This is a genomic window from Moritella sp. PE36 (genome assembly GCF_000170855.1).
Lineage (GTDB): Bacteria > Pseudomonadota > Gammaproteobacteria > Enterobacterales > Moritellaceae > Moritella.
Map to the genome: position 1 here is coordinate 1 of NZ_ABCQ01000029.1, position 22907 is coordinate 22907.

General features: G+C 42.2%; 21 protein-coding genes and 1 pseudogene. 11 read left to right on the forward strand and 11 right to left on the reverse strand.

What is annotated here, in order from left to right:
* The 8 genes and pseudogenes from PE36_RS24095 to tldD form a co-directional block, all read left to right on the forward strand.
* Positions 1–151, forward strand: a pseudogene (locus tag PE36_RS24095) (rod shape-determining protein); the annotation flags it as partial.
* A 60-nt stretch (positions 152–211) separates the two neighbouring features.
* Positions 212–1081 carry a rod shape-determining protein MreC gene (gene mreC, locus PE36_RS15130; RefSeq protein WP_006032906.1) on the forward strand — a complete coding sequence of 290 codons (870 nt, stop codon included), beginning with the start codon at positions 212–214 and terminating at the stop codon, positions 1079–1081.
* Positions 1078–1560, forward strand: a complete 483-nt coding sequence (gene mreD / locus PE36_RS15135; protein WP_006032907.1) for a rod shape-determining protein MreD — start codon at positions 1078–1080, stop codon at positions 1558–1560. The genes mreC and mreD overlap by 4 nt, the downstream gene beginning before the upstream one ends.
* Before the next feature lie 38 nt (positions 1561–1598).
* Positions 1599–2216 carry a nucleoside triphosphate pyrophosphatase gene (locus PE36_RS15140; RefSeq protein WP_043994595.1) on the forward strand — a complete coding sequence of 206 codons (618 nt, stop codon included), beginning with the start codon at positions 1599–1601 and terminating at the stop codon, positions 2214–2216.
* Between the two features lie 16 nt (positions 2217–2232).
* A complete protein-coding gene (gene rng / locus PE36_RS15145) occupies positions 2233–3708 on the forward strand; it encodes a ribonuclease G (RefSeq protein ID WP_006032909.1) in 1476 nt (491 codons plus the stop codon).
* Between the two features lies 1 nt (position 3709).
* Positions 3710–7606, forward strand: a complete 3897-nt coding sequence (locus PE36_RS15150; RefSeq protein WP_085983557.1) for a YhdP family protein — start codon at positions 3710–3712, stop codon at positions 7604–7606.
* Positions 7606–8478 (forward strand): carbon-nitrogen hydrolase family protein, encoded by an 873-nt coding sequence (locus PE36_RS15155; RefSeq protein ID WP_006032911.1) that lies wholly within the window; start codon positions 7606–7608, stop codon positions 8476–8478. Before PE36_RS15150 ends, PE36_RS15155 begins: the two co-directional genes overlap by 1 nt.
* Before the next feature lie 8 nt (positions 8479–8486).
* A complete protein-coding gene (gene tldD / locus PE36_RS15160; protein ID WP_006032912.1) occupies positions 8487–9935 on the forward strand; it encodes a metalloprotease TldD in 1449 nt (482 codons plus the stop codon).
* A 119-nt stretch (positions 9936–10054) separates the two neighbouring features.
* On the opposite strand, the gene yjgA is transcribed toward tldD, so the two are convergent.
* Positions 10055–10606: a ribosome biogenesis factor YjgA gene (yjgA, locus tag PE36_RS15165; protein WP_006032913.1), complete on the reverse strand. Its 552-nt coding sequence runs from the start codon at positions 10604–10606 to the stop codon at positions 10055–10057.
* 125 nt (positions 10607–10731) lie between these two features.
* Here yjgA and pmbA point away from each other — a divergent pair, with 125 nt between their 5' ends.
* Positions 10732–12072, forward strand: a complete 1341-nt coding sequence (gene pmbA / locus PE36_RS15170) for a metalloprotease PmbA (protein WP_006032914.1) — start codon at positions 10732–10734, stop codon at positions 12070–12072.
* 125 nt (positions 12073–12197) lie between these two features.
* On the opposite strand, the gene mgtE is transcribed toward pmbA, so the two are convergent.
* From mgtE to PE36_RS15220, 10 genes are all read right to left on the reverse strand, one after another.
* A complete protein-coding gene (mgtE, locus tag PE36_RS15175) occupies positions 12198–13556 on the reverse strand; it encodes a magnesium transporter (RefSeq protein WP_006032915.1) in 1359 nt (452 codons plus the stop codon).
* A 147-nt stretch (positions 13557–13703) separates the two neighbouring features.
* On the reverse strand, positions 13704–14567 hold the full coding sequence (gene rapZ / locus PE36_RS15180; protein WP_006032916.1) for an RNase adapter RapZ: 864 nt from the start codon (positions 14565–14567) through the stop codon (positions 13704–13706).
* A gap of 200 nt (positions 14568–14767) precedes the next feature.
* Positions 14768–15055, reverse strand: coding sequence for a ribosome hibernation promoting factor (gene hpf, locus PE36_RS15185; RefSeq protein ID WP_006032917.1), 288 nt, complete (start codon positions 15053–15055; stop codon positions 14768–14770).
* A gap of 31 nt (positions 15056–15086) precedes the next feature.
* A complete protein-coding gene (locus PE36_RS15190) occupies positions 15087–16601 on the reverse strand; it encodes an RNA polymerase factor sigma-54 (RefSeq protein ID WP_006032918.1) in 1515 nt (504 codons plus the stop codon).
* A 48-nt stretch (positions 16602–16649) separates the two neighbouring features.
* Positions 16650–17375 (reverse strand): LPS export ABC transporter ATP-binding protein, encoded by a 726-nt coding sequence (gene lptB / locus PE36_RS15195; RefSeq protein ID WP_006032919.1) that lies wholly within the window; start codon positions 17373–17375, stop codon positions 16650–16652.
* 15 nt (positions 17376–17390) lie between these two features.
* Positions 17391–17891, reverse strand: coding sequence for a lipopolysaccharide transport periplasmic protein LptA (gene lptA, locus PE36_RS15200; protein WP_006032920.1), 501 nt, complete (start codon positions 17889–17891; stop codon positions 17391–17393).
* Entirely contained in the window at positions 17875–18435 is a 561-nt protein-coding gene (gene lptC, locus PE36_RS15205) for an LPS export ABC transporter periplasmic protein LptC (RefSeq protein ID WP_006032921.1), read from the reverse strand. Before lptC ends, lptA begins: the two co-directional genes overlap by 17 nt.
* Positions 18432–18980 (reverse strand): 3-deoxy-manno-octulosonate-8-phosphatase KdsC, encoded by a 549-nt coding sequence (gene kdsC / locus PE36_RS15210; protein WP_006032922.1) that lies wholly within the window; start codon positions 18978–18980, stop codon positions 18432–18434. The genes lptC and kdsC overlap by 4 nt, the downstream gene beginning before the upstream one ends.
* Before the next feature lie 2 nt (positions 18981–18982).
* Positions 18983–19954 carry a KpsF/GutQ family sugar-phosphate isomerase gene (locus PE36_RS15215; protein ID WP_006032923.1) on the reverse strand — a complete coding sequence of 324 codons (972 nt, stop codon included), beginning with the start codon at positions 19952–19954 and terminating at the stop codon, positions 18983–18985.
* 57 nt (positions 19955–20011) lie between these two features.
* Positions 20012–20980: a calcium/sodium antiporter gene (locus PE36_RS15220; RefSeq protein WP_006032924.1), complete on the reverse strand. Its 969-nt coding sequence runs from the start codon at positions 20978–20980 to the stop codon at positions 20012–20014.
* Positions 20981–21302: 322 nt separating this feature from the next.
* Here PE36_RS15220 and PE36_RS15225 point away from each other — a divergent pair, with 322 nt between their 5' ends.
* Positions 21303–21560, forward strand: coding sequence for a BolA family protein (locus PE36_RS15225; RefSeq protein ID WP_006032925.1), 258 nt, complete (start codon positions 21303–21305; stop codon positions 21558–21560).
* Positions 21561–21571: 11 nt separating this feature from the next.
* Positions 21572–22834 (forward strand): UDP-N-acetylglucosamine 1-carboxyvinyltransferase, encoded by a 1263-nt coding sequence (gene murA / locus PE36_RS15230; protein WP_006032926.1) that lies wholly within the window; start codon positions 21572–21574, stop codon positions 22832–22834.
* The last annotated feature ends 73 nt before the right edge of the window (positions 22835–22907 follow it).

Consider the following 22907-nt stretch of genomic DNA (forward strand, 5'->3'; position numbering starts at 1 on the left):
GCATTAATTCGTGGCTTGACCGCTTATTACTTGAAGAAACAGGTATCCTGTGGTTATCGCTGAAGATCCACTTACCTGTGTGGCTCGTGGTGGTGGTACAGCATTAGAAATGATTGATATGCACGGTGGTGATCTGTTTAATTACGATTAAGCACGTGATTAAATAATCCTATAGGATGGCGGACGCGCCATCCTTTGAGAATACCATCTAATGAAACCTATTTTTGCTACTTCAACATCTTTACAACTGCGCTTGTTCCTGGCTGTTATCGCCTCTTTCTCATTGATTGTTTTTGATTCAAAATTTGATTCATTTTCGAATGTGCGACTTTATTTAAATACCGCGGTATCACCGTTAATTTATGCCGCAGATATCCCCAGTGAAATGCTCAAAGGTGTATCAAATACTGTTGTCAGCCGCCGAGACTTAAGAAAAAAAGTGACAGAACAACAAGACAAACTATTCATTCAGCAAGTCCAGTTGTTGGAATTTAAGCATCTAAAACAAGAAAATAAACGGCTACGGGCGTTACTTAATTCACCCGTGCATTCTGACCAGCGTAAGTTAGTTGCTGAAATAATCACTGTTAATTCCGATCCGTTTTCACTGCAAGTGGTGATTAATAAAGGCGCTACGGATGGCGTTTATATTGGCCAACCGATATTAAACGAACAAGGTGTGGTGGGACAAATTGTCGATGTGGCTGCCACATACAGTCGAGTATTACTGATTGCTGATATTAGTCATGGTATTCCGGTGCGAGTACAACGTAATGATATTCGTGCGATTGCCAATGGCAGCGGTGAGTTAAACAGTCTAAATCTACCCTATGTGCCACACAGTACCGATATTAAAGTGGGTGATGTGTTAGTGACTTCTGGCCTCGGAGGCGTGTTTCCCGAAGGTTATCCCGTTGCGACAATCACGGACTTTACTTATCAGACGGGTCAACCTTATGCGCAAGTCGAAGCAAAACCGGCTGTCGAATTGGAGCGGATCCGTTACGTCCTATTAACCTGGGATGAAGATAATACGTCAAATAACAACGCTGAACAGAGTAACAAGGTGGAGGCATTATGACATCTGCGAACGGTCGTTTTAAAATAATCCTGACCTTAATCGTCGCGTTATTACTCACGGCACTTCCTGTGCCCGAGCCTTTAAATCATTTCCGCCCTGATTGGCTGTTATTGGTATTGGGTTATTGGTGTATGGCACTGCCATATCGCGTCAGTATTGGTTATGCCTGGATCACGGGGTTAACGCTAGATATATTATTAGGTGCACCGTTAGGGATCCACTCCTTGGCCTTGTCTATTGTTATCTATATTATCGTGATGAATCATCGTCTGATCCGGAACATATCATTATGGCAGCAAGCATTAATTGTTGGCTTCTTAACGATGCTGAATAAGTTAATCATATTCTGGGCTGAAAAATTACTTTTCGACATCTCAATAACACCTATGTACTTATGGTCAATCTTAACCACGATGTTAATATGGCCATGGATATTCTTGATTTTACGGAAAATCCGTCGTCAATTTGCGATTAGATAATGGCCTGAAGATAGCTTAATTGAGTAGAAAATAATAAGATGAAACAGATAAATATGTATTTAGCGTCGCAGTCGCCACGTCGCCGTGAGTTATTAACCCAAATTGGCGTTGAATTCTCGGTATTATCCGTTGATGTAGAAGAGCAACAGCAAGTGGGTGAATTAGCACCTGATTATGTGTCACGCCTGGCTCGGGATAAAGCGCAAGCGGGTGTTGCTGCGCTAATCAATGCACACGCAACACAGGTTAATATGAATACCGCCGCTGAATACGTGGTGTTAGGTGCTGACACCATCGTTGTCTATGCCGGACAAGTATTAGAAAAACCGGTTGATGAAGCAGATTCGATTCGGATGTTAAGTTTATTATCAGGTCATGAACATGAAGTGATGACCGCGGTTGCGCTGGCCGATAGCACGCGTTGCTGGGTTGAACTCGTCACCACTCAAGTACAGTTTAGAGAAATATCACGCTCTGAAATGCAGGATTACTGGCGTACTGGTGAACCCAGCGATAAAGCCGGTAGTTATGCAATTCAAGGTCTTGCAGGTAAATTCGTCAGTCATCTGAGCGGTAGTTATAGCGCTGTTGTCGGCTTACCATTAATGCAAACCGAGCAATTAATTCAAGCCTTTAAGGCAGAACAGAATAAGTAATGAAGGGCTAAATAATATGGGTCAAACGACAGAGTTATTAGTAAATGTCACCCCGAGCGAAACACGTGTTGCCTTGATTGAAAATGGCATATTACAAGAAATACATGTAGAGCGAGAAGCGAAACGTGGCATCGTGGGTAATATCTATAAAGGTAAAGTAAGTCGGGTATTACCGGGCATGCAAGCTGCATTTATTGATATTGGTCTTGATAAGGCGGCATTCTTACATGCATCGGATATTGTCCCGCATACCGAATGTGTTGCTGCGGGTGAAAAAAAACATTTTAAAGTTGCTGATATTTCTCAGCTGGTGCGTCAAGGCCAGGATATCACCGTACAAGTGGTGAAAGATCCGATGGGTACCAAAGGTGCACGTCTCACCACAGATATTACCCTGCCTTCGCGCTATTTAGTGTTTATGCCGGGCAGCTCTCACGTGGGGGTCTCACAACGTATTGATTGTGAAGAAGAGCGTAGTCGCTTAAAAGCTATCACCGAAGCTCAGGTCGATGAGCTTGGTGGTTATATTATTCGCACGGCCGCGGATGGGGTGCGTGATAAAGAAATCGAACAAGATATCGCTTACTTAAAACGTTTATGGACCAAAGTACTACAGCGTCAACGAAGTAATCCAAGTGCGAGTATGTTGTATCAAGATCCGTCATTAGCATTCCGCATTATTCGTGATTTTGTGGGTTCACCACTGGATAAGATCAGGGTCGATTCTCGTCTTGCTTATACTGAGTTATGTGAATTCACCGAATCCTATGTGCCTGAATTAGTCAGCGCGTTAGAACTCTATACCGGTGAGCGTCCGATCTTTGAAATGTACGATGTTGAAAATGAATCTCAGCGTGCTTTAGAGCGAAAAGTAACGTTAAAGTCAGGTGGTTATTTAATTATTGACCAGACTGAAGCTATGACCACGATTGATATTAATACCGGTGCTTTTGTTGGCCATCGTAATCTTGAAGATACTATTTTTAATACCAATGTGGAATCAACCCAAGCGATTGCACGACAGCTGAGATTACGTAATCTGGGTGGTATTATCATCATCGATTTTATTGACATGCAAAGTTCTGAGCATCGCCGTCGGGTGATGGAATGTTTAGAGGCGGCATTAAGCCATGATCGCGCTAAAACTAATACTCATGACTTCTCGGCGTTAGGGCTAGTCGAAATGACCCGTAAGCGTACCCGTGAATCATTAGAACATGTGTTATGTTCTGATTGTCCCACGTGTGACGGTCGCGGCTCGGTGAAAACAGTGGAAACCGTATGTTATGAGATCTTCCGTGAAGTAACCCGTGTTAATCGTGCTTACGATGCGGACCAGTTTAACGTCTATGCGTCTGTCGCCGTTGCTGAGTATATTGAAAAAGAAGAATCTCACAGTATTGCGGAATTAGAATTATTCATGGGTAAGCAGGTGAAGATCAAACCTGAACCTCTGTACTTACAAGAGCAGTTTGATGTGGTGATGATGTAACGTGGCAGGGAAACGAAATTGGCTAAGACGATGTGGTAAAATATGCCTTTATACTTTTGCCTGTTTAGCTGTTTTTTCTGCGGTTTCGATTAGTCTGCTACGGGCGAGTTTACCCTACCTGAATCAATATCATGATCGGGTGATTGATTGGCTGGTGGCGGATCAATCGGTGAGTATTGAAGTACAAAGTATTGATGCGGGCTGGTATAAATTCGGCCCGGTATTAATTATTAATACCTTAGACGTTAAGTTTGATGAGTCATTACCGTATGACTTTGACGTTGAACGTATCAAGATCAGTATTGATTTTTGGAACAGTATATTAGAACGAAAACTGCTGGTCGATAATCTGATCTTAGATGGCGTGCAGATAAAATTACCCCTTTCTCCGTTTCAGGATGCTGACGAAAAAGACCCTAAACTTGCCTCTCCCGAATTAACTCGTCTTCTTGATGTATTTTTCCGTCAACTTACGCATTTCGAATTAACCAATAGTAATCTACGGATATTAACCCCTGCGGGTGAAGAAAAGATCATTCATATTCCAGAGTTTGCTTGGTTAAATCAAGGCAATCGTCATCGAGGCGAAGGTTGGGCATACATTAATGATGATATTGATGATAACAATTTACGCATCATGGTTGATGTTACCAGTGCCAAACATGATTTAACCAATGTCAGTGGTCAGATTTATGTGCAAGCCGAAAACATGAGTTTATCCAGTTGGTTTGAAAAGGTATTGTTTAAACGAGAAGGCTTAAAACAAGGTGCATTAAGTTTTGAAAGTTGGATTGATATTGTTAGCAATAAACCGACATCGGCATTATTAAAGTTACAACCGTCAGCATTTACTTGGACAAGTGCTAACCTCCAACAAAACCTGAATATATGGGGGGGAGAGCTGGAATGGCAGTTAACGGATGCTGGTTGGCAATTGGATAGCCGTGATTTAGCGCTAGTGACTAATGGTATTGTCTGGCCACCGCTTGATTTGCAAGTCAGGCAGCAAGGCAATGAACTGTTTGCTTTTGTTAATCAAGTTGAGTTGTCTAAGTTGGCGCCGATTGTGGCCTTGTCTCGTCATGTTGATGAAGCTTTGTTTAATGATCTTAAAACCCTATATCCACATGGTCTAGTGCGTGACATTAAAATTAAGATCCCAATGCAAGATTGGACTCAGTTGCGTTATCAGTTACAAGTGGAAGATCTGCAGTTACAAAGTTGGCAGGGTTTCCCGGGTATCGACAATGTTGATATTGCGGTGACGGGTAACTTAAATAGCGGTAAGATCAGCATTGCTATGCAGGATGCGGTATTAGATCTAACACAATACTTAGACCAAAATATTCGGGTTAATCAGTTTTCCACTGAGCTGACTTGGCAGCGCTATGGCAATACTGATTTAGCCGGTACATTTAGCCGTTCTGGGGTTGAAATTATCGCCGATAAGGTATTTGTTGATACCCCTGAACTGGTCCTCGATAGTCAATTTTTATTAGATATTCCGACCAATGCTGCGCCGTTTCTCAGCCTTGCTGGCGATTTAACATTACGTGATGCCAGTAAAGCCTATTACTACTACCCAACGGCGTATATGGGGGAAACACTCATTGATTACCTGCGTGATGCTTTAAAACAAGGGCATGCGGATAATGGTCAATTATTATGGTTTGGTGAGTTTGCCAATTATCCTTATTCTCAAGGTGATGGCATATTTCAGACGCGCTTAAATGTCGTTGATGCTGAGTTTAAATTTGATCCACAATGGCCAAGCTTAACCGAATTACAGTTAGCATTATTATTTCATAATGATGATCTATTTATGTCATCCCGCAACGGTAACCTGGGGCCGCTTGCCTTATCGCGAGTAGATTTACAGTTACCAAACTTAAGTGACGTCAAAGCGCTGGGTATTCAGGCGCAGTTTAAAACGACCGGCAAGCAAGCCAAAGCGCTTATTGATTTAAGTCCGTTACCAGAAGTGACGGCTGCATTGAACAGCCTGCAAGTTAGCGGTGATATAACCGGCACACTCGATCTGGTTATTCCATTCACCGACGATGACCAAGTCACGGTCAAAGGTGAAATAGACTTGGTCGATGACAGTATTTACTTACCCGCATTAGCATTAACCTTGACGAATGTTAATGGTCGCTTCAAATTTGCTGATGATGGCCTGTTATCCAGCCGGTTCACAGCTAAATTGCTCGGTGAGCCGCTTGATATTAATTTTAGTACCGTGCAGAACAATAATGATTATCAAGTGAATGTTGAACTGGCTGGGCGTTGGTCTAGTGACAAGGTGATGGCACAGTTAATGCCTACATACCAGCAATACGTGTCTGGTGATGTGAACTGGAAAGGCACATTAAATATGCGCTTTCCTGAGCAAGGCTTTAATTATGAATTTGATGTGCAAAGTGATTTAACTCAGTTCGAACTCGACTTACCGATGCCGTTGGAAAAATTGGCGAGTCAGGATTGGCCAACCGATATCTCTGTGGTTGGTAATGATAAACAAGCTCATATCCAGTTAAACAGCAGTGATATCTTGTATTTCTCTGGGCAAGTTAATTACGCCGATGATAATGTAGCCTTGATTCAATCGTTAGTACAAATTGGTAATGCTGACAAACTGCTGATCAGCGATACCGCTAATGCTATCGTGGTTAATGTTGATAATATTGATATCGCCGAGTGGCAATTATGGTATGGCGGTTTACCTGATAGTGAATTTGATGTGAGTAGCGCGGTAGAGCCCTTATCCTCAATTAAAATCGCGGTAGCAAATACGATTTACTATCAACAGCCCTTGGATGATTTAACGATAACGGCGACCAAAGGCTATCGTAACTGGGGTATTGAGCTTAAAGCGAGTGAGTTTAATGGTTCGGTTGTTATTCCGGATATCGGTAATATCAATATCGATTTTGATTATCTCTATTTACCTGATCTGGTGTTGCCGTCAGATGTCATTGATGATGCCGCGCAAGAAGCCAAAGCAACAACACTGGTCTGGCAAGATGTCCCCGGTTTCAACTTCAATTGTGGTGCCTGTATTCTGGGTGAAATTAATTTAGGTCGTACATCTGTAGAAGTGACTAAGAGCGCGTCTGGATTGACACTTAAAGCACTTGATATTGATATGGAACACTCAACGGTGGCGATGACCGGGCGCTGGTTTACTGATGCGCAAGGTAAGCAAGCGACGCAATTGCGAGGTGAATTAAAAACCAAGAGTATCGAAGAATTTATGACGGGTTTAGGGCTAATTAGTCCGTTAGCAAAGACGCCTGCAGAGGTTGATTTTCGTTTAGCTTGGCAAGACCAGCCCTTCGATGTTGATGTTGAATCACTGAAGGGTAACGCGACGATAACAACTCAAGCAGGGCGGATCACGAATGTCAGTGACAAAGGCACCCGCTTCTTAAGTGTGCTGAGTTTACAGTCATTGGTGAAGCGATTAAGTTTAGACTTTAGTGATGTGTTTAATGACGGCTTTCCGTATTCATCAATGCAGGCCTCGCTACAGATTGCCGATGGTGCGATTAATAATAAAGATTTTTTACTTAATTCCAGTAGCGGTAAAATTACTGGTAACGGCTATATTGATTTAGTGACGGATACCATCAATTATAATTTAAGTTTCTTCCCAGATGTGACATCGAGTTTACCGCTATTGACTGCGTTTGCGGTAACGCCGACCACAGCATTGGCTGTTTTTGCACTGTCGAAATTACTCGAACCCGTGGTAGAGGTGATCACTGAACTTAAATTTAACGTCAGCGGCGATCTTGAAAATCCGGTATTTACCGAAGTCAAACGTAATCAAAAAGCGATTACTGTGCCTGATAAACTGATTAATGCTGCTGGGCCGAAAAGAACGAGGAATAAATAATGCAATTAGTGGCGATACAGATGACCTCGGGTGCTGATATTGAAGCAAACTTAGCGTATGTGGCTTCGCAATTGGCATTGATTAATACTCAGGTTGCCCCGACCTTGATATTATTACCGGAAAACTTTGCCTTATTTTCCCATCGTGATGATTATTTAACCCATGCCGAGCCATTAGGTGAAGGGCCGGTACAACAGCAACTTGCCACTTGGGCTAAGCAGTATCAATGTTGGCTGGTTGCGGGTTCTTTTCCTATTCTTAGTAATATTGATGATCGTATTTATACCACCAGTTTAGCATTTGACCCCAATGGGGAATTGGTGCAACATTACAATAAGATCCACTTATTTGATGCGCATGTACCAACCGTATCCGTCGCCACGAGTGATAGCCAAGTTACCACTGGATCAACGACACAAGTATACAAAGAGTCAGATAGCTTTATTGCTGGTGATCGGGTTGCGACCTTTACTGTCGGTGATATTAAATTTGGTATGGCGATCTGTTATGACTTACGGTTTCCTGAATTATTTCGGGTACTCAGTGTGGCGAACGTCGATGTTTTATTATTACCGGCCGCATTTACTTATGCGACAGGTAAAGCGCACTGGTTACCTTTGTTACAAGCCCGAGCAATAGAAAATCAATGCTATGTGTTAGCGGCGAATCAGGTGGGTGATCACGGCCATAACCGTCATACTTGGGGCCACTCTGTTATCTTAGACCCTTGGGGCGACATTCTGGCTCAGCAAACGTCGGCATGCGGCATTAGCTGTGCACGATTAGACAAACATAAGTTAGTACAAATACGTACTGATATACCGATTTTACAACACGCGCGCTTTACGGCGAGCTTGAAAAATAAAGAGTAACAACTCAGATGAGATTTGAACAAGTCGAAAATTCAATTTTACTGCCTGCGGATCTAAACTTAGATAAGCTGCAGAATACATTATCATTATTGATGGGTAATCAACTTGATTATGGTGATCTTTATTTCCAAGCTTGCAAACATGAGTCTTGGGGATTAGAAGACGGTATCGTCAAAGAAGGTTCGTTTAACATCGAGAAAGGTGTTGGCGTACGTGCAGTATCGGGCGAAAAAACCGGTTTTGCTTATTCTGATGAGATCAGTTTAAACGCCTTAACGCAGTCTGCCAAAGCGGCACGTGGTATTGCGGCAAGTGGTGGTCAAGGCAAAGTTAAAGCGTGGAGCAAACCACAAGGTAGTGAAATCTATCAGCCACTCGATCCATTAACTAGCATGGAACGACAGCGTAAAATTGACTTATTACATGAAGTTGATGTGTACGCGCGTTCATTAGACACGCACGTAACGCAAGTGAGCGTGAGCTTATCGGCGGTATACGAAGAGATATTGGTTGCTGCAACAGATGGCACACTGGCGACAGATGTACGTCCATTAGTACGCATGAACTGTTCGGTGTTAATTGAAAAGAATGGTAAACGTGAACGAGGCGGTGCTGGCGGCGGTGGTCGTTATGGTTTTGACTACTTCTTAGATGACGTTGATGGTACACAGCGTGCTTTTAGCTATGCTAAAGATGCAGTGCGTCAAGCGTTAGTTAATATTGATGCTATTGATGCACCAGCTGGAGCCATGGAAGTCGTACTGGGTGCTGGTTGGCCTGGGGTATTATTACATGAAGCGGTGGGGCATGGTCTCGAGGGTGACTTTAACCGTAAAGGCACATCTTCTTACGCTGGTAAAATTGGCGAAAAAGTGGCATCGCCATTGTGTACGATTGTGGATAATGGCACCTTAGCCAACCGCCGTGGTTCATTGAATATTGATGATGAAGGTACGGTAACACAAAATACCATGTTGATTGAGAAGGGTATTTTGAAAGGTTACATGCAAGACAAGCTTAACGCGCGTTTAATGGGTGTGGAGTCTACGGGTAACGGTCGTCGTGAATCATTCGCGCATTTACCGATGCCACGTATGACCAATACTTACATGTTAGCTGGCGAGCATTCACCAGAAGAAATCATTAGCACGGTTAAGAAGGGTATTTACGCGCCTAACTTTGGTGGTGGCCAAGTTGATATTACGTCGGGTAAATTTGTATTTTCCGCATCTGAAGCGTATTTAATTGAGAATGGTAAAATCACCACGCCAATTAAAGGGGCAACCTTGATCGGTAATGGTCATGAAGCCATGCAGCACATCTCAATGGTCGGTAACGATCTAGAATTAGATAAAGGTGTGGGTATTTGTGGCAAAGAAGGTCAGAGTATCCCGGTAGGTGTTGGTCAACCGACATTGAAACTAGATAGCATGACGGTGGGTGGCACTGGTCGCTAATTTGTTATTTTGACATTTAGTGGATAAAAATAAAGCCCTAGCAAGTATATAAATGACTTGTTAGGGCTTTATTGTTGATACTGGTTAAACATTAATTATGCTGAGATGGCAGATTAATATTATATACCGGCAATCTCGCGGAGGTGTTTAAAGATCTCTTTGCTTGGTTTTGCAGCTTTAAGCGGCTTTTCTGCTTTAAGTTCTTTATTCACTTGGCGGATCCATTGACGTAGTTTCTGACGATCAGCATTTGGATATGTTTCTAATAATGCAGTGATCGCAGCATCACCACCGGCAACCAATTCATCACGAACCATCTCTAATTTTTTTAACTCAATAGTTGCTTGGTTGTGTTTATTGGTGATCTTATCGTATGCCATTTGGATCGGTTCGAGACCATCGCTACGCATGATCTTGCTCATGTGCGATAGATGTCTACTGTAAGCATCTGTACGTAATGCAATTTTTCTTGCTGTCACAATTGCTGCGAGTAAGTGTTCAGAAAAACCCATTTTGGCAACTTCTGCTTTACTGAGTAAAGAGATCGCGCCAGCGAGTTTCAGTGTCTCGGCAATTTCAATTTTATTTTTTGCACGACTTTGATATAGCTCGTCGTCTTCAGCACGTCGGTAAGACTTTTCGCTGGTAATATTCCGTTCTTTTACGCTCATAATATTCTTTTTCAAAACGATTGATATGTTAATTGTATCAGTTTATTGCTAATTGCGCAGTTGCTGCAGGAATTTTTATCGCAACATGGTATGCTTAATCTAGTATAACTTATTGAAACGAGCCCATGAACTTAAAACAGCAAATTACTTTAGAACAAAATAAATTGGAATTAGCCGTTACTCAAGCACTCGATTTTGCCAAAAAGGCGGGCGCGAGTGATGCCGAAGTAGCTATTTCGCGACAAACGGGTTTGTCTGTTAGTACACGCATGGGTGAAGTTGAAAATGTTGAATTCAACCATGATGGCGCGTTAGGTATCTGTGTATACCGCGGTCAACGTAAAGGTAATGCATCAACCTCTGATTTAAGTGAAGCGGCAATTCAAAGCGCAGTCGCCGCCGCGTTAGATATCGCCTTACATACTGCTGAAGATGAATTTGCTGGTTTAGCTGACTTTGAGCTGATGGCGTTTGCACCGGAAGATTTAGATTTATGCCATCCGATTAAGATCGAACCTGAGTATGCCATTGAGCAAGCTTGCTTGACCGAGCGTTTAGCGTTAGCGAAAGACTCACGTATCGTCAATAGTGAAGGTTCTTTTACCAGTCACAGCAGCATTAAAGTTTACGGCAACAGCCATGGTTTAGTAAATGGTTATGCAAGTACCCGTCACAGCATGAGTTCGGTATTGATTGCAGAACAAGATGGCGCAATGGAGCGTGATTACGGCTACTCAATGGCGCGTGACGCAAGTAAATTGTGGACACCAGAGCAGATTGCTACCGAAGCGGTTAATCGTACTGTAGACCGTTTAGGCGCACGTAAGATTGATACTTGTAATGTCCCGGTAATTTTTCATCACGATGTTGCCAGTAGCTTAATGGGTCAACTGGTGATGGGCATCAGTGGTGGTAGTTTATACCGTAAATCATCATTCTTGCTCGATAAGCTGGGTGAACAGATTTTCCCTGAGTGGTTAAACATTCAAGAACGTCCGCACATTAAAGGTGGATTAGCGTCGTCAATGTATGACGCTGAAGGTGTGCGTACTAAAGATTTAAATGTGGTAGAACAAGGTATTTTAAAGAGCTACCTATTAACCAGTTACAGTGGTCGTAAATTAGGGATGCAAACAACCGGTCATGCTGGTGGTATTCATAACTGGAATGTCACCGGTAAAGGCGAAACATTAGACCAACTGTGTCGCCAAATGGGCACCGGCTTGTTAGTGACTGAACTAATGGGACAGGGCGTTAATATTGTGACCGGTGATTACAGCCGTGGCGCGTCAGGCTTCTGGGTCGAAAATGGTGAGTTGCAGTATCCGGTGCATGAAATTACCATTGCAGGTAACTTAACGGACATGTTCAAAAACCTCGTTGCTGTCGGTAACGATATCGATATACGCAGCAGTATTCTAATGGGCTCGACACTATTAGAGTCAATGCAGATTGCGGGTAACTAATATCCCCTCGATTTAAGTTAAGTGAAAAAGCCTGCGTCATGATGACGCAGGCTTTTTACGTTATGGGCTATTAACTTTGCTTTACTTTTAATTTTACGTTCTGCTCGCTAGCTTGGTTGAAAAGATTAACCGTAGACCAGTGTTGCCATGCCTAAGAAGGAAAATAGACCAACCACATCGGTCACGGTGGTAAGCGCCATACCACCTGCGAGTGCGGGATCGATATTGTATTTTTTCATCACCAATGGAATGACCACGCCGGCCAATCCGCCCATCGACATATTAATAAACATTGCCCCACCAATGATCAGGCCTAGCGATGGATCGCCCTTCCATAATGAGACGATGATTGCGATGGATATTGCCCAGATAGCGCCATTAAGCACGCCCACCATGGCTTCTTTACCGATTAACCAACGGCTATTGTCGTCACTAATATGACCGACCGCCATACCACGAATAACCAGTGCGAGGGTTTGATTACCAGCAATACCTCCCATGCTCGGTACAATGGTCATTAAAATGGCCAGCGTCGCGAGTTGTTCTAAAGTCGCTTCAAACATGTTAGAGACGGAGGCGGCAGTTAGTGCGGCAATTAAATTAACCCCCAACCAAAGTGTGCGGCGTTTGGTACTTTGTAGCACGGGGGCGAAGGTATCTTCATCATCATCCATACCAGCCAGACCCATCATGTCATGCTCGGCATTTTCGCGGATAATATCAACCACGTCATCAATCGTGATACGACCAAGTAGTTTACCTGTTTCATCCGTTACTGGCGCTGAGATCCAGTCATGGCGTTCGAACAGTTTAGCTACTTCCGAGGTATCCATATTGGCCGATAATGTTTCTGCCTGGCGATCCATAATGGTGTTGATGACACTGTTTGGATCTGTGGTTAACAGCATAGATAAAGGCACATCACCGATCAAACGATCATCTTTATCCACCACATATAAGGTATCAGTGGCTTCGGGTAATTCACCGCGTAAGCGTATGTAACGTAAGATCACATCGACGGTTACGTCTGGACGTAAGGTGATGGTATCGGTATTCATGATACTGCCAGCCGTGTCTTCTGGATACGCCATCGCGGTTTCTAAACGATGTCGATCTTGGGTATCCATTTGGGTAATAACTTCTTGGTAGATACTGTCTGGCAGGCTACGCAGCACATTGGCTAAATCATCAGTATCCAAGCCTTCTGTCGCCGCGACTAAGGATTCGGTATCCATGAGTTTGAGGATACTGGTTTTAGCATCTTCATTGAGTTCATCGAGGATCTCACCTTGCATTTCAGAGTCGGTTAATCGCCACAAGACTTTACGACCTGTTGGTGGTGATGATTCGAGTAATAAGGCGATATCACAAGGGGGTGTTTGGTAGAGCATTCGCTTCACGTGAACAAACATACCACTCTCGAGTGCTTCATTCATTTCACTTAAACGTAGGTGTGTACTTTCATGCTCCATCTGTTCTGGCATATGTCGTCCCCATTCTTATTATTCTGCTGCAAGACCTTGCTTGTTGATGCTGTGCAATTCTAGCTTAATCGGTATCTATAATCAGCATTAACAATAAATTATAATAATGAACTGTATTGATTGTTAATGCTATGGCTAAGTGAATGCTTAGCTAATTTTATGTTTGTTTTTTTCTAACGTTTGGTGACGAGTCTGTACCACGTAATCTTGCTGTTTAAAGTATTTCGCTAATTTCTCTGCAATGAATACAGAGCGATGTTGGCCGCCAGTACAACCGATAGCAACAGTAACATAGCTGCGATTATTTTTTTCCAGCAGCGGTAACCAGGTCGTTAATAGATTTTCAATTTGCAGCGCAAAGCTGATCACTTCTGGTTGCTGACTGAGGTAGTTAATGACTGGTTCATCAAGACCTGTGTAAGGTTTTAATTCTGGGATCCAATGTGGGTTTGGTAAAAAGCGTACGTCGAATACATAGTCTGCATCCATTGGTAAGCCATGTTTAAAACCAAATGATTGGAAGACTAAGACCAGTTGGTTTTTTTTCTTGCCTAAAATACGTTCTTTGATTTGTTCACTGAGTTCATGAATATTAAGCTCAGTGGTATCGATTTTCAGATCCGCAAGTAAGGCTAAAGGACGTAAGCGCTGTTGTTCTATTTCAATGGCTTGCGATAGTGACAAGTCGTCTTTTGTTAATGGATGCAGGCGACGTGTTTCACTGTAGCGTTTAATAAGGACAGATTGGTTAGTATCAAGAAATAAACTGGTTAGCTCAGTACTGGCTTTTAGCTCGGCAATAATATCGTTTAATTCTTGCTTTTCTTTCGGTAAATTACGTACATCAATGCTGACTGCTACTTGTTCAGTTTTGGCATTTAAGGTTTGCAGTAGTTGTGGGAGTAATGTCACTGGCAGGTTGTCTACGCAATAGTAGCCTAAATCTTCAAGCACCCGTAATGCAATTGATTTACCGGATCCTGACTGGCCGCTGACTATTATTAACTTCATTTTTTGTCCTCACATCTGCGCAGCGAATATATCGTGGACAGAGTAAAAGTTAGCTGGCTAATTTTAAACTCATCACGATATAAAATATTTGCTCATTATCCCGCAATTGATTTGGATATGATATGTTTTAATTATGTCAGGAACATTAATACCTAAAGGAAAAGGGTTTTTCCTTTAGGTTATTTGTTGTGGGACTAAAGTTAATGGCGAATTAATTTTTCTTTATGCTTAATCACTTGGCGATCGAGCTTATCCAGTAAGCCATCAATTGCAGCATACATGTCGTTATGTTCATGTACGGCAAAGATTTCACCCCCATTTAAATGTATTTTTGCTTCTGCAATTTGCAGTAGTTTTTCGACATTTAAGATCACATGAATATTGTTAATGTGCTCAAAATGCCGCTCTAATTTGGAAAACTTGCTATCAATGTAATCTTTCAGTGAATCTGTAATTTCTACATGTCTACCGGTTAAATTAATTTGCATATATGTCTCCCTTATGAAGGTAGGATGAGTGCTATAAAAGACTCTTGCGCTGATTAGATGGTGGTATGCTTAGTGCCTCTCGGTATTTTGCGATCGTACGTCGAGCCACCTTGATACCTTGATCAGCAAGTAAATCAGCAATCTTGCTATCACTTAGTGGCTTAATGGCATTTTCTGCCGCCACCAATTTTTTAATTAATGCCCGAATAGCGGTTGATGAGCATTCACCGCCATTGTCAGTACTGACGTGGCTTGAAAAGAAGAACTTCAGTTCAAAAATACCACGTGGTGTATGCATAAATTTCTGCGTTGTTACCCGCGAAATTGTCGACTCGTGCATTTCTACTTCTTCTGCAATATCATTCAGCACCATAGGTTTCATGGCTTCATCGCCATATTCAAAGAAATCTACTTGGCGTTGAACAATACTCTTTGTTACTTTTAATAATGTCTCATTACGGCTTTCTAGGCTTTTAATAAACCATTTTGCTTCTTGCACATGAGCGCGAATAAACTGCCCATCGCTACTATTACGGTTACCGGTCGACAGATGAGAATATTCAGTGTTCACTTTTAATCTTGGCACAATGTCAGGATTTAAGTCGACTATCCACTGGTTATTTTTTTTCTTTACTAATACATCGGGAATAACATACAGCCCTTCCGACTGATCAATCACATTACCTGGTCTTGGTTCCAAGCTCTGAATTAATTGCATTATCTCTTTAAGTTGTGGTTCTTTTAATTTTGTTTTACGACTTAATTGACGGTAGTCGCGATTGCCCAATAAATCCATATAGGATTGAATTATTTGTTGGCATTCTGATAACCAAGGGGTATTTTTAGGTAAATGTCGAAGTTGGATCAGTAAACATTCTTGTAGTGAGCGCGCTGCTACACCGATAGGATCAAAATGTTGAATACGTTTTAATACCGCTTCGACTTCATCTAATTCAAGTTGATCTTCGTTATTATCATCGTGTTCTTGGTGGCCGAGAACCACGCTGTGCAGGATCTCTTCGCAGCTTTGATTGAGATAACCATGATCATCAATGCCGTCAATAATAGCGACTGCAATGGCGCGATCGATATCAGTAAATGGGGTTAATTCCATTTGCCACATAAGATGTTCGTGTAAACCTTCGCTGGTTTCACCTTGGTAAACCTGATCAAGTCCATCAATACCGGCACTGCCGCCGCTGTGATTTTGTATTTGTGGGGTATAGACGTCATCCCAATTGCTGTCAGTAGGCAGTTCATCAGGGATGGAATCACTGGCGAGGGCATCACCGACTTCGATTTGGCTGCTATCGGTAATGGAGTCATTATTATCCGCGTTATCCGCGTTGTGTGCGTCACTACTTTCTGCATCATTTGACAGCGTGGTGTTGGGATCTTCTTGTTCCAGTAGCGGATTACTGTCTAACGCTTCTTGGATCTCTTGCTGTAACTCCAAGGTCGATAATTGTAATAATCGAATAGCTTGTTGTAACTGTGGCGTCATTGCCAGAGATTGACTCATACGAAGTTGTAATGATGGCTTCATCTAACGACTACTCTCTCTTCCTTAATGCGGCTATGTATCAATATCAAACTATAGTCGGAATTGATCTCCAAGGTATACTTCTTTCACTTGTGCGTTGGATAAAATCTCTTCTGAAGTGCCAGACGCAATTAAGTGCCCATGACTTACAATATAAGAGTATTCACATACATCCAGTGTTTCACGTACGTTATGGTCGGTAATTAATACCCCTAAACCACGATCTCGCAGATGTTGAATAATTTTTTTAATATCGCCAACCGAGATAGGATCAACACCAGCAAAGGGTTCATCTAATAAAATAAATTTAGGATCAGCTGCCAGTGCGCGGGCAATTTCAACTCGGCGGCGTTCACCACCAGATAAGCTCATCCCTAAACTATCGCGGATATGGGTAATATGAAACTCTTCGAGTAATTCTTCTAATTTCTCTTCTCGTTGAAAACGGCTTAACTCTGGGCGCAACTCTAAAATTGCCATGATATTTTTAGTTACCGATAAGCGACGAAAAATTGAGGCTTCTTGAGGTAAATAACCAATACCTTGTTGTGCACGAATATGCATTGGCTCATGGGTTAATTCTTGGTCATCAATGAAGATTTGTCCATGATCTCGCTTAACTAAGCCAACCACCATGTAAAAGGTGGTGGTTTTACCTGCGCCATTGGGCCCAAGTAAACCAACAATTTGGCCTGATTCAACTTCGAGACTCACATCAGAAACAACTTTACGTTTATTATAACTTTTTGCTAAGTGTGATACTTTTAAACGCGCCATATGAATTTATTTACTCTACTTAGTTTTGTTGTCTTCAGGGGTGAAAATAGTGATCACGCGATCTGATTCATTATTACCGCTTTCGGCTATCATTTCTTGCTTATCAATTTGGTAGATGATCTTGTTACCTTTGACTTCACTATCAGCCTGACGTAAGCGGGCATTTTTTGTTAATGTTAAACGTTTTTTGCCGAGTTCATAACGGATCTCATTCGATTCAGCATTGATTTTTTTGCCGTCATCAAGCTCTTGATAAAAAGTGGCTACGTTACCTGTCGCTATCATCACTTCAGTACCTTTGCCACCAGGACTTAATACCGTTAGCTTATCAGCATGAATTAATATTGTGCCTTGAGTCACCACCACATTATCATAAAAAATAACGCGGTTCTCTTTAATAAACACTTCTTGACGTTTGGCGTTTACGACAACATTTTCTGCAAAGTCAGACTCTAAAGCGAGCGCTGAATTACTCATCAATAATGTTAACAGTAAAATTTTATATTTTTTCATCATTAGTATATATCGCTTTAACTTGCTTAAGGATAGTCATGTATTCTTGCTTTAAATCACCTTCAAGGCCAATGCCGGTTTGGTTGAACAAGGCTCCTGTGATAGTAATTAGTTGATCGCTGCGTACCAAGTTTTTGGTCAGTTCTAATTGTAAATAACTGGTGGTGATGACATCAATATAATCATTTTTCTTCATATTCTTGATGACCACATCATTGCGTAGGGTGGCGACATCCTCACTGCTGAAGTTACCTTCTTTGGCTTGGATCTTCCACGTCGCTTGGGCATTGTCATCATAAAGGATAATAACGGGGTTAGTGAACATTGTCATGCCTAACTCGCCATAATGCTCCATACTATCGGCAAAAATGCGACGTATGATTTTCCCTTCAATACTGAATTCGACACTGCGTAGGACCTCGGCGGTGAAATCAGGCTGATATTCGGTTGAGGCGGTTGTTGTTGACGGTTCATCAGGCGAAAGAAAGCGCCAAATACCCAGGGCACACAAAAAGAGGATAACAATCCCCATATTTTGCCGACTCATACCGAGGTGCCTTGTGCTTGGTCTAAAACGCCCTTGGCTAATAAGATCAGATCTGCTAATTCTCTTACTGCGCCAAAGCCACCACGGATTGAGGTGCTAAAATCGGCCCCTTTTTTAACCAGAGGGTGGGCATCGGCAACGGCAACACTGAGTCCACAGAGATTCATTACCGGTAAATCAATGACGTCATCGCCGATATAACCGACCTGCTCTGGTGATAAGTTTAATTTTTCGAGCAACATATTAAAGGAGATAACTTTGTTGTCTTGACCTTGATAAATATGTTTAACACCTAAACCTTGCATGCGGTTGGTGACAATCGTTGACTGCCGTCCGGTGATCACCGCCACTTCGACACCTGCATTGAGGAGTGATTTAACCCCAAAGCCATCACGGGTATGGAAAGCTTTTAGCTCTTCACCATTGTTACCCATATACACTCGACCATCAGAAAATACGCCATCTATATCGCAAATGAGTAGCTTTAATGTTTTTGCTTTGGTTAAGATCTCTTGTGGGATTGGACCATATAATGTGTTGATCATATTTATAATACACCTGCGCGTAGTAAGTCATGCATGTTGAAGGCGCCGACCGGTTCTTGTTGTTCATTAACGACAATTAAACCATTAACTTTTTTATTTTCCATGACGGCGAGGGCTTCTGCGGCCAAGATATGTTCATTAATAGTAACACATCTTCGGGTCATTACTTCACTGATTGGGGTTTGGTGAATATCTATACGTGCATCAAGAATACGACGTAAATCACCATCAGTGAAAATGCCAACCAACCTTTTACCATTATTAACGGCTGTCATACCGAGCCCTTTTTTAGAGACTTCAAATAACGCCTCTGAAATAGTTTCGCTCTGTTGTACGCTTGGTACGCCGTCACCTTTATGCATAATATCTGAAATACGTAATAATAATTTTCTGCCTAAGCGACCGCCGGGATGAGACAGTGCAAAGTCATTTGCGGTAAATCCTTTTGCTTCGAGCAAGGCCACCGCGATCGCATCACCCATCACCAGACTTGCTGTGGTACTTGATGTTGGTGCCAATCCCAGCGGGCAAGCTTCTTTATCTACTTTAATACATAAACTAATTTTTGCTTCGCGCGCCATGGTTGAATCAGCATTACCTGTCATTGCTATAATGGGAATGCTTAAACGTTTAAGCACCGGATATAATGCTAAAATTTCATCTGATTCACCGGAATTAGATAATGCCATCACCACATCACCACGTTCAATCATGCCCAGATCACCATGGCTTGCTTCGGCTGGATGCACAAAGAATGCAGGGGTACCGGTACTGGCTAATGTCGCGGCAATTTTATTGGCGATATGACCTGATTTACCCATGCCAGTCACAATGACTTTGCCTTTACGTGCGATTAATAATTCACAAGTTGCGGTAAACGTGGCATCAATATATTGGCTTAATTGAGAAATCGCTGCCGCTTCCGTGTTAATGACATTAAGCGCGCTTTGGCAATAGTTAAACTGACTCGACATGGTTATTCCCTAATGAAAATACTGTTTAATACTGAGATATAAAAATATTAAGTACGGTTAAATGCTACTAAATACAATGAATTGATATGCGACAAAACCAGCTAATAAAATACCACCTTCAACACGACTAATACGTCCTGGACGGCCTCTAAAGCCGATTGCCATCACTAGCATGACCACCGTTGCGCCAAGCATATAATAGAAATCACGACTAATAATCGCCGGGTCAATCATGCCGGGAGCTAAAATACCTGGTAGTGATAATACAGCTAAGATGTTGAATATATTAGAACCAATGATATTACCAATAGCAAGATCATCTTCACCTTTTAATACTCCCGATATCGATGCGGCGAGTTCTGGTAAGCTCGTGCCAATGGCAATAATAGTCAGGCCGATGACTAAATCACTCATGCCAAAATGCTGGGCAATCACAACGGCTGAACCGACCAGGAAATGTGAACTGACAGGTAATGCAATCATGCCGAAGATTAACCAAGCAACCGCTTTCCTGGTTGGTACGCCTTCAGGAACTTCATCGTCATGCTCTTGGGTAAGTGGATCATTGCTTGGACGTTTTAATGCGAGGATAGTTAAAGTGAGGATAGTAATGAAGAAGAGTAATAATAAAATCACGCCTTCGTACATCTCCAGTTTTAAATCCCACAGCACAACACCCGCCAGTAGTGTGGTAATTAATACCATCGGGATCTCACGACGGATTGTTGTCGAGCCTACGAGTAATGGCTTTATTAACGCGGTGATCCCTAATACTAAGGTGATGTTGGTAATATTAGAGCCAATCGCATTACCAATGGCGGTGTTTGGTGAACCATTAAGGGATGCCGATACCGCGACCATCATCTCGGGCGCAGACGAACCCATCGCGACAATTGTTAGACCAATGATCAGTGGTGAAATACCGAGGTTTCGCGCGAGTCCAGCAGCACCATAGACGAATTTATCGGCACTAATGACGAGACCAATAAATCCAAGAATTAAAATTATAATATTTGTAGTTAGCATCGGCACAATTTAAACGTTGGTAAGAAAGAACACTATTTTCGGTCTTTTTGCACTGAAAGAAAAGGTAAATTGTTAAATCTTGTTTATTATTCAAGGTTGCAGGATAAAAATCCTGACATAGTGATGTTTTGTGATTGTGTATTATAGCGATTACTTTTAGAATACTTGGCTATTTTAATACTTTAGTTTTAAGCGCAACTTTCTCAGATATATCGCCGTTCACTTAAAACTAAACGTGTTGTAAGGGGTCTATATAGATCCATGTTAGCGACATGTACAGTTTTAACTCGGCTTAGAATGGCGATCATAGGATTTAAGTATTATGGATATTAAAGAATTACAAACATTGCTGGAAAGTGAATATACCTTTCAGGAATTACACGTGAAAGGTGAAGGCAGCCATTATGAAGTTATCGCTGTCGCCGAGATGTTTGTCGGTATGAACCGTGTAAAAAAACAACAAGCTATTTATGCACCATTAAAAGAGCAGATTGCATCAAATAGTATTCATGCGTTATCCATCAAGGCATACACACCTGAAGAATGGGTTCGCGAACGTAAATTCATATTACCTTCTTAGGCTGGATTAGAATGGATAAGTTTTTAATTAAAGGTCCTTGTCAGTTAAATGGCGATGTGACTATTTCGGGTGCTAAAAATGCGGCACTGCCGATTTTATTTGCTACATTGCTAAGTGATGAAACTATCACTCTTAAGAATGTGCCTGAATTAAGAGATATTAAGACTACGTTGCAATTGTTACGTGAGCTTGGTGCACAGGCTGAGCGTAATGCCGACGGTGATGTTGTTATCACTGCTGGTACCGTTAACTGCCAAAAAGCCCCTTATGAATTAGTTAAAACGATGCGTGCGTCAATTTTGGCACTTGGTCCTTTGACTGCGAAATTCTCGACGGCAGATGTATCTTTACCGGGTGGTTGCGCGATCGGCGCTCGTCCAGTGAATCTACATATTCATGGTTTAGAAATGATGCAAGCGAATATTAACGTTGAAGAAGGCTATATTAAAGCCCGCGTTGATGGCCGTTTAAAAGGGGCGCGTATCCTCATGGATATGGTCAGCGTAACCGGCACTGAAAACCTATTAATGGCCGCAGTACTTGCTGATGGCGTTACCACTATTGAGAATGCCGCAAGAGAACCTGAAGTGGTTGATTTAGCAAACTTCTTAAATGGACTGGGTGCGAAAATTAGTGGTATGGGCTCTGACGTATTAACCATTGAAGGTGTTGAAAAGCTTCATGGTGGTACCTATACAGTGCAACCTGATCGTATTGAAACTGGTACTTTCCTTGTTGCTGCTGCGGTAACGGGTGGTAAAATTAAATGCCATAAAACAGACCCTTCATTACTTGACGCCGTCATTCTCAAGCTTGAAGAAGCGGGTGCCAAGATTGAAACGGGTGATGACTGGATCTCACTTGATATGAAAGGCCGTGACTTAAAAGCGGTCAATATCAAAACAGTGCCTTACCCTGGTTTCCCAACGGATATGCAAGCACAGTTCACGGTATTAAATACCGTCGCGAAAGGGACATCAACGATCGTTGAAACGATTTTTGAAAACCGTTTCATGCACGTGCCTGAATTAGCCCGCATGGGCGCAGACATTGAACTGGAAGGTAATACGGCTATCTGTCGTGATACCGAGAGTTTAACTGGCGCACAAGTGATGGCAACCGACTTACGCGCGTCTGCAAGTCTGGTTATTGCTGGTTTCTTGGCGACAGGTGAAACAACGGTTGAGCGTATTTATCACATAGACCGTGGTTATGAGTTTATTGAAGATAAGCTACAAGCTCTAGGCGGCAACATTACCCGTATTGAAGGCTAATATTGCTCGACGTTTTGTCGTGTGAATAACGGCTAATAACCTGTATTCGGTTATTATATAGAATATATATTAT

Bases quoted from the DNA above. Each gene is read 5' to 3' on its own strand.
- mreC (WP_006032906.1), top strand. From the start codon at position 212: ATGAAACCTATTTTTGCTACTTCAACATCTTTACAACTGCGCTTGTTC.
- mreD (WP_006032907.1), top strand. From the start codon at position 1,078: ATGACATCTGCGAACGGTCGTTTTAAAATAATCCTGACCTTAATCGTC.
- PE36_RS15140 (WP_043994595.1), top strand. From the start codon at position 1,599: ATGAAACAGATAAATATGTATTTAGCGTCGCAGTCGCCACGTCGCCGT.
- rng (WP_006032909.1), top strand. From the start codon at position 2,233: ATGGGTCAAACGACAGAGTTATTAGTAAATGTCACCCCGAGCGAAACA.
- PE36_RS15155 (WP_006032911.1), top strand. From the start codon at position 7,606: ATGCAATTAGTGGCGATACAGATGACCTCGGGTGCTGATATTGAAGCA.
- tldD (WP_006032912.1), top strand. From the start codon at position 8,487: ATGAGATTTGAACAAGTCGAAAATTCAATTTTACTGCCTGCGGATCTA.
- yjgA (WP_006032913.1), bottom strand. From the start codon at position 10,606: ATGAGCGTAAAAGAACGGAATATTACCAGCGAAAAGTCTTACCGACGT.
- pmbA (WP_006032914.1), top strand. From the start codon at position 10,732: ATGAACTTAAAACAGCAAATTACTTTAGAACAAAATAAATTGGAATTA.
- mgtE (WP_006032915.1), bottom strand. From the start codon at position 13,556: ATGCCAGAACAGATGGAGCATGAAAGTACACACCTACGTTTAAGTGAA.
- rapZ (WP_006032916.1), bottom strand. From the start codon at position 14,567: ATGAAGTTAATAATAGTCAGCGGCCAGTCAGGATCCGGTAAATCAATT.
- hpf (WP_006032917.1), bottom strand. From the start codon at position 15,055: ATGCAAATTAATTTAACCGGTAGACATGTAGAAATTACAGATTCACTG.
- PE36_RS15190 (WP_006032918.1), bottom strand. From the start codon at position 16,601: ATGAAGCCATCATTACAACTTCGTATGAGTCAATCTCTGGCAATGACG.
- lptB (WP_006032919.1), bottom strand. From the start codon at position 17,375: ATGGCGCGTTTAAAAGTATCACACTTAGCAAAAAGTTATAATAAACGT.
- lptA (WP_006032920.1), bottom strand. From the start codon at position 17,891: ATGATGAAAAAATATAAAATTTTACTGTTAACATTATTGATGAGTAAT.
- lptC (WP_006032921.1), bottom strand. From the start codon at position 18,435: ATGAGTCGGCAAAATATGGGGATTGTTATCCTCTTTTTGTGTGCCCTG.
- kdsC (WP_006032922.1), bottom strand. From the start codon at position 18,980: ATGATCAACACATTATATGGTCCAATCCCACAAGAGATCTTAACCAAA.
- PE36_RS15215 (WP_006032923.1), bottom strand. From the start codon at position 19,954: ATGTCGAGTCAGTTTAACTATTGCCAAAGCGCGCTTAATGTCATTAAC.
- PE36_RS15220 (WP_006032924.1), bottom strand. From the start codon at position 20,980: ATGCTAACTACAAATATTATAATTTTAATTCTTGGATTTATTGGTCTC.
- PE36_RS15225 (WP_006032925.1), top strand. From the start codon at position 21,303: ATGGATATTAAAGAATTACAAACATTGCTGGAAAGTGAATATACCTTT.
- murA (WP_006032926.1), top strand. From the start codon at position 21,572: ATGGATAAGTTTTTAATTAAAGGTCCTTGTCAGTTAAATGGCGATGTG.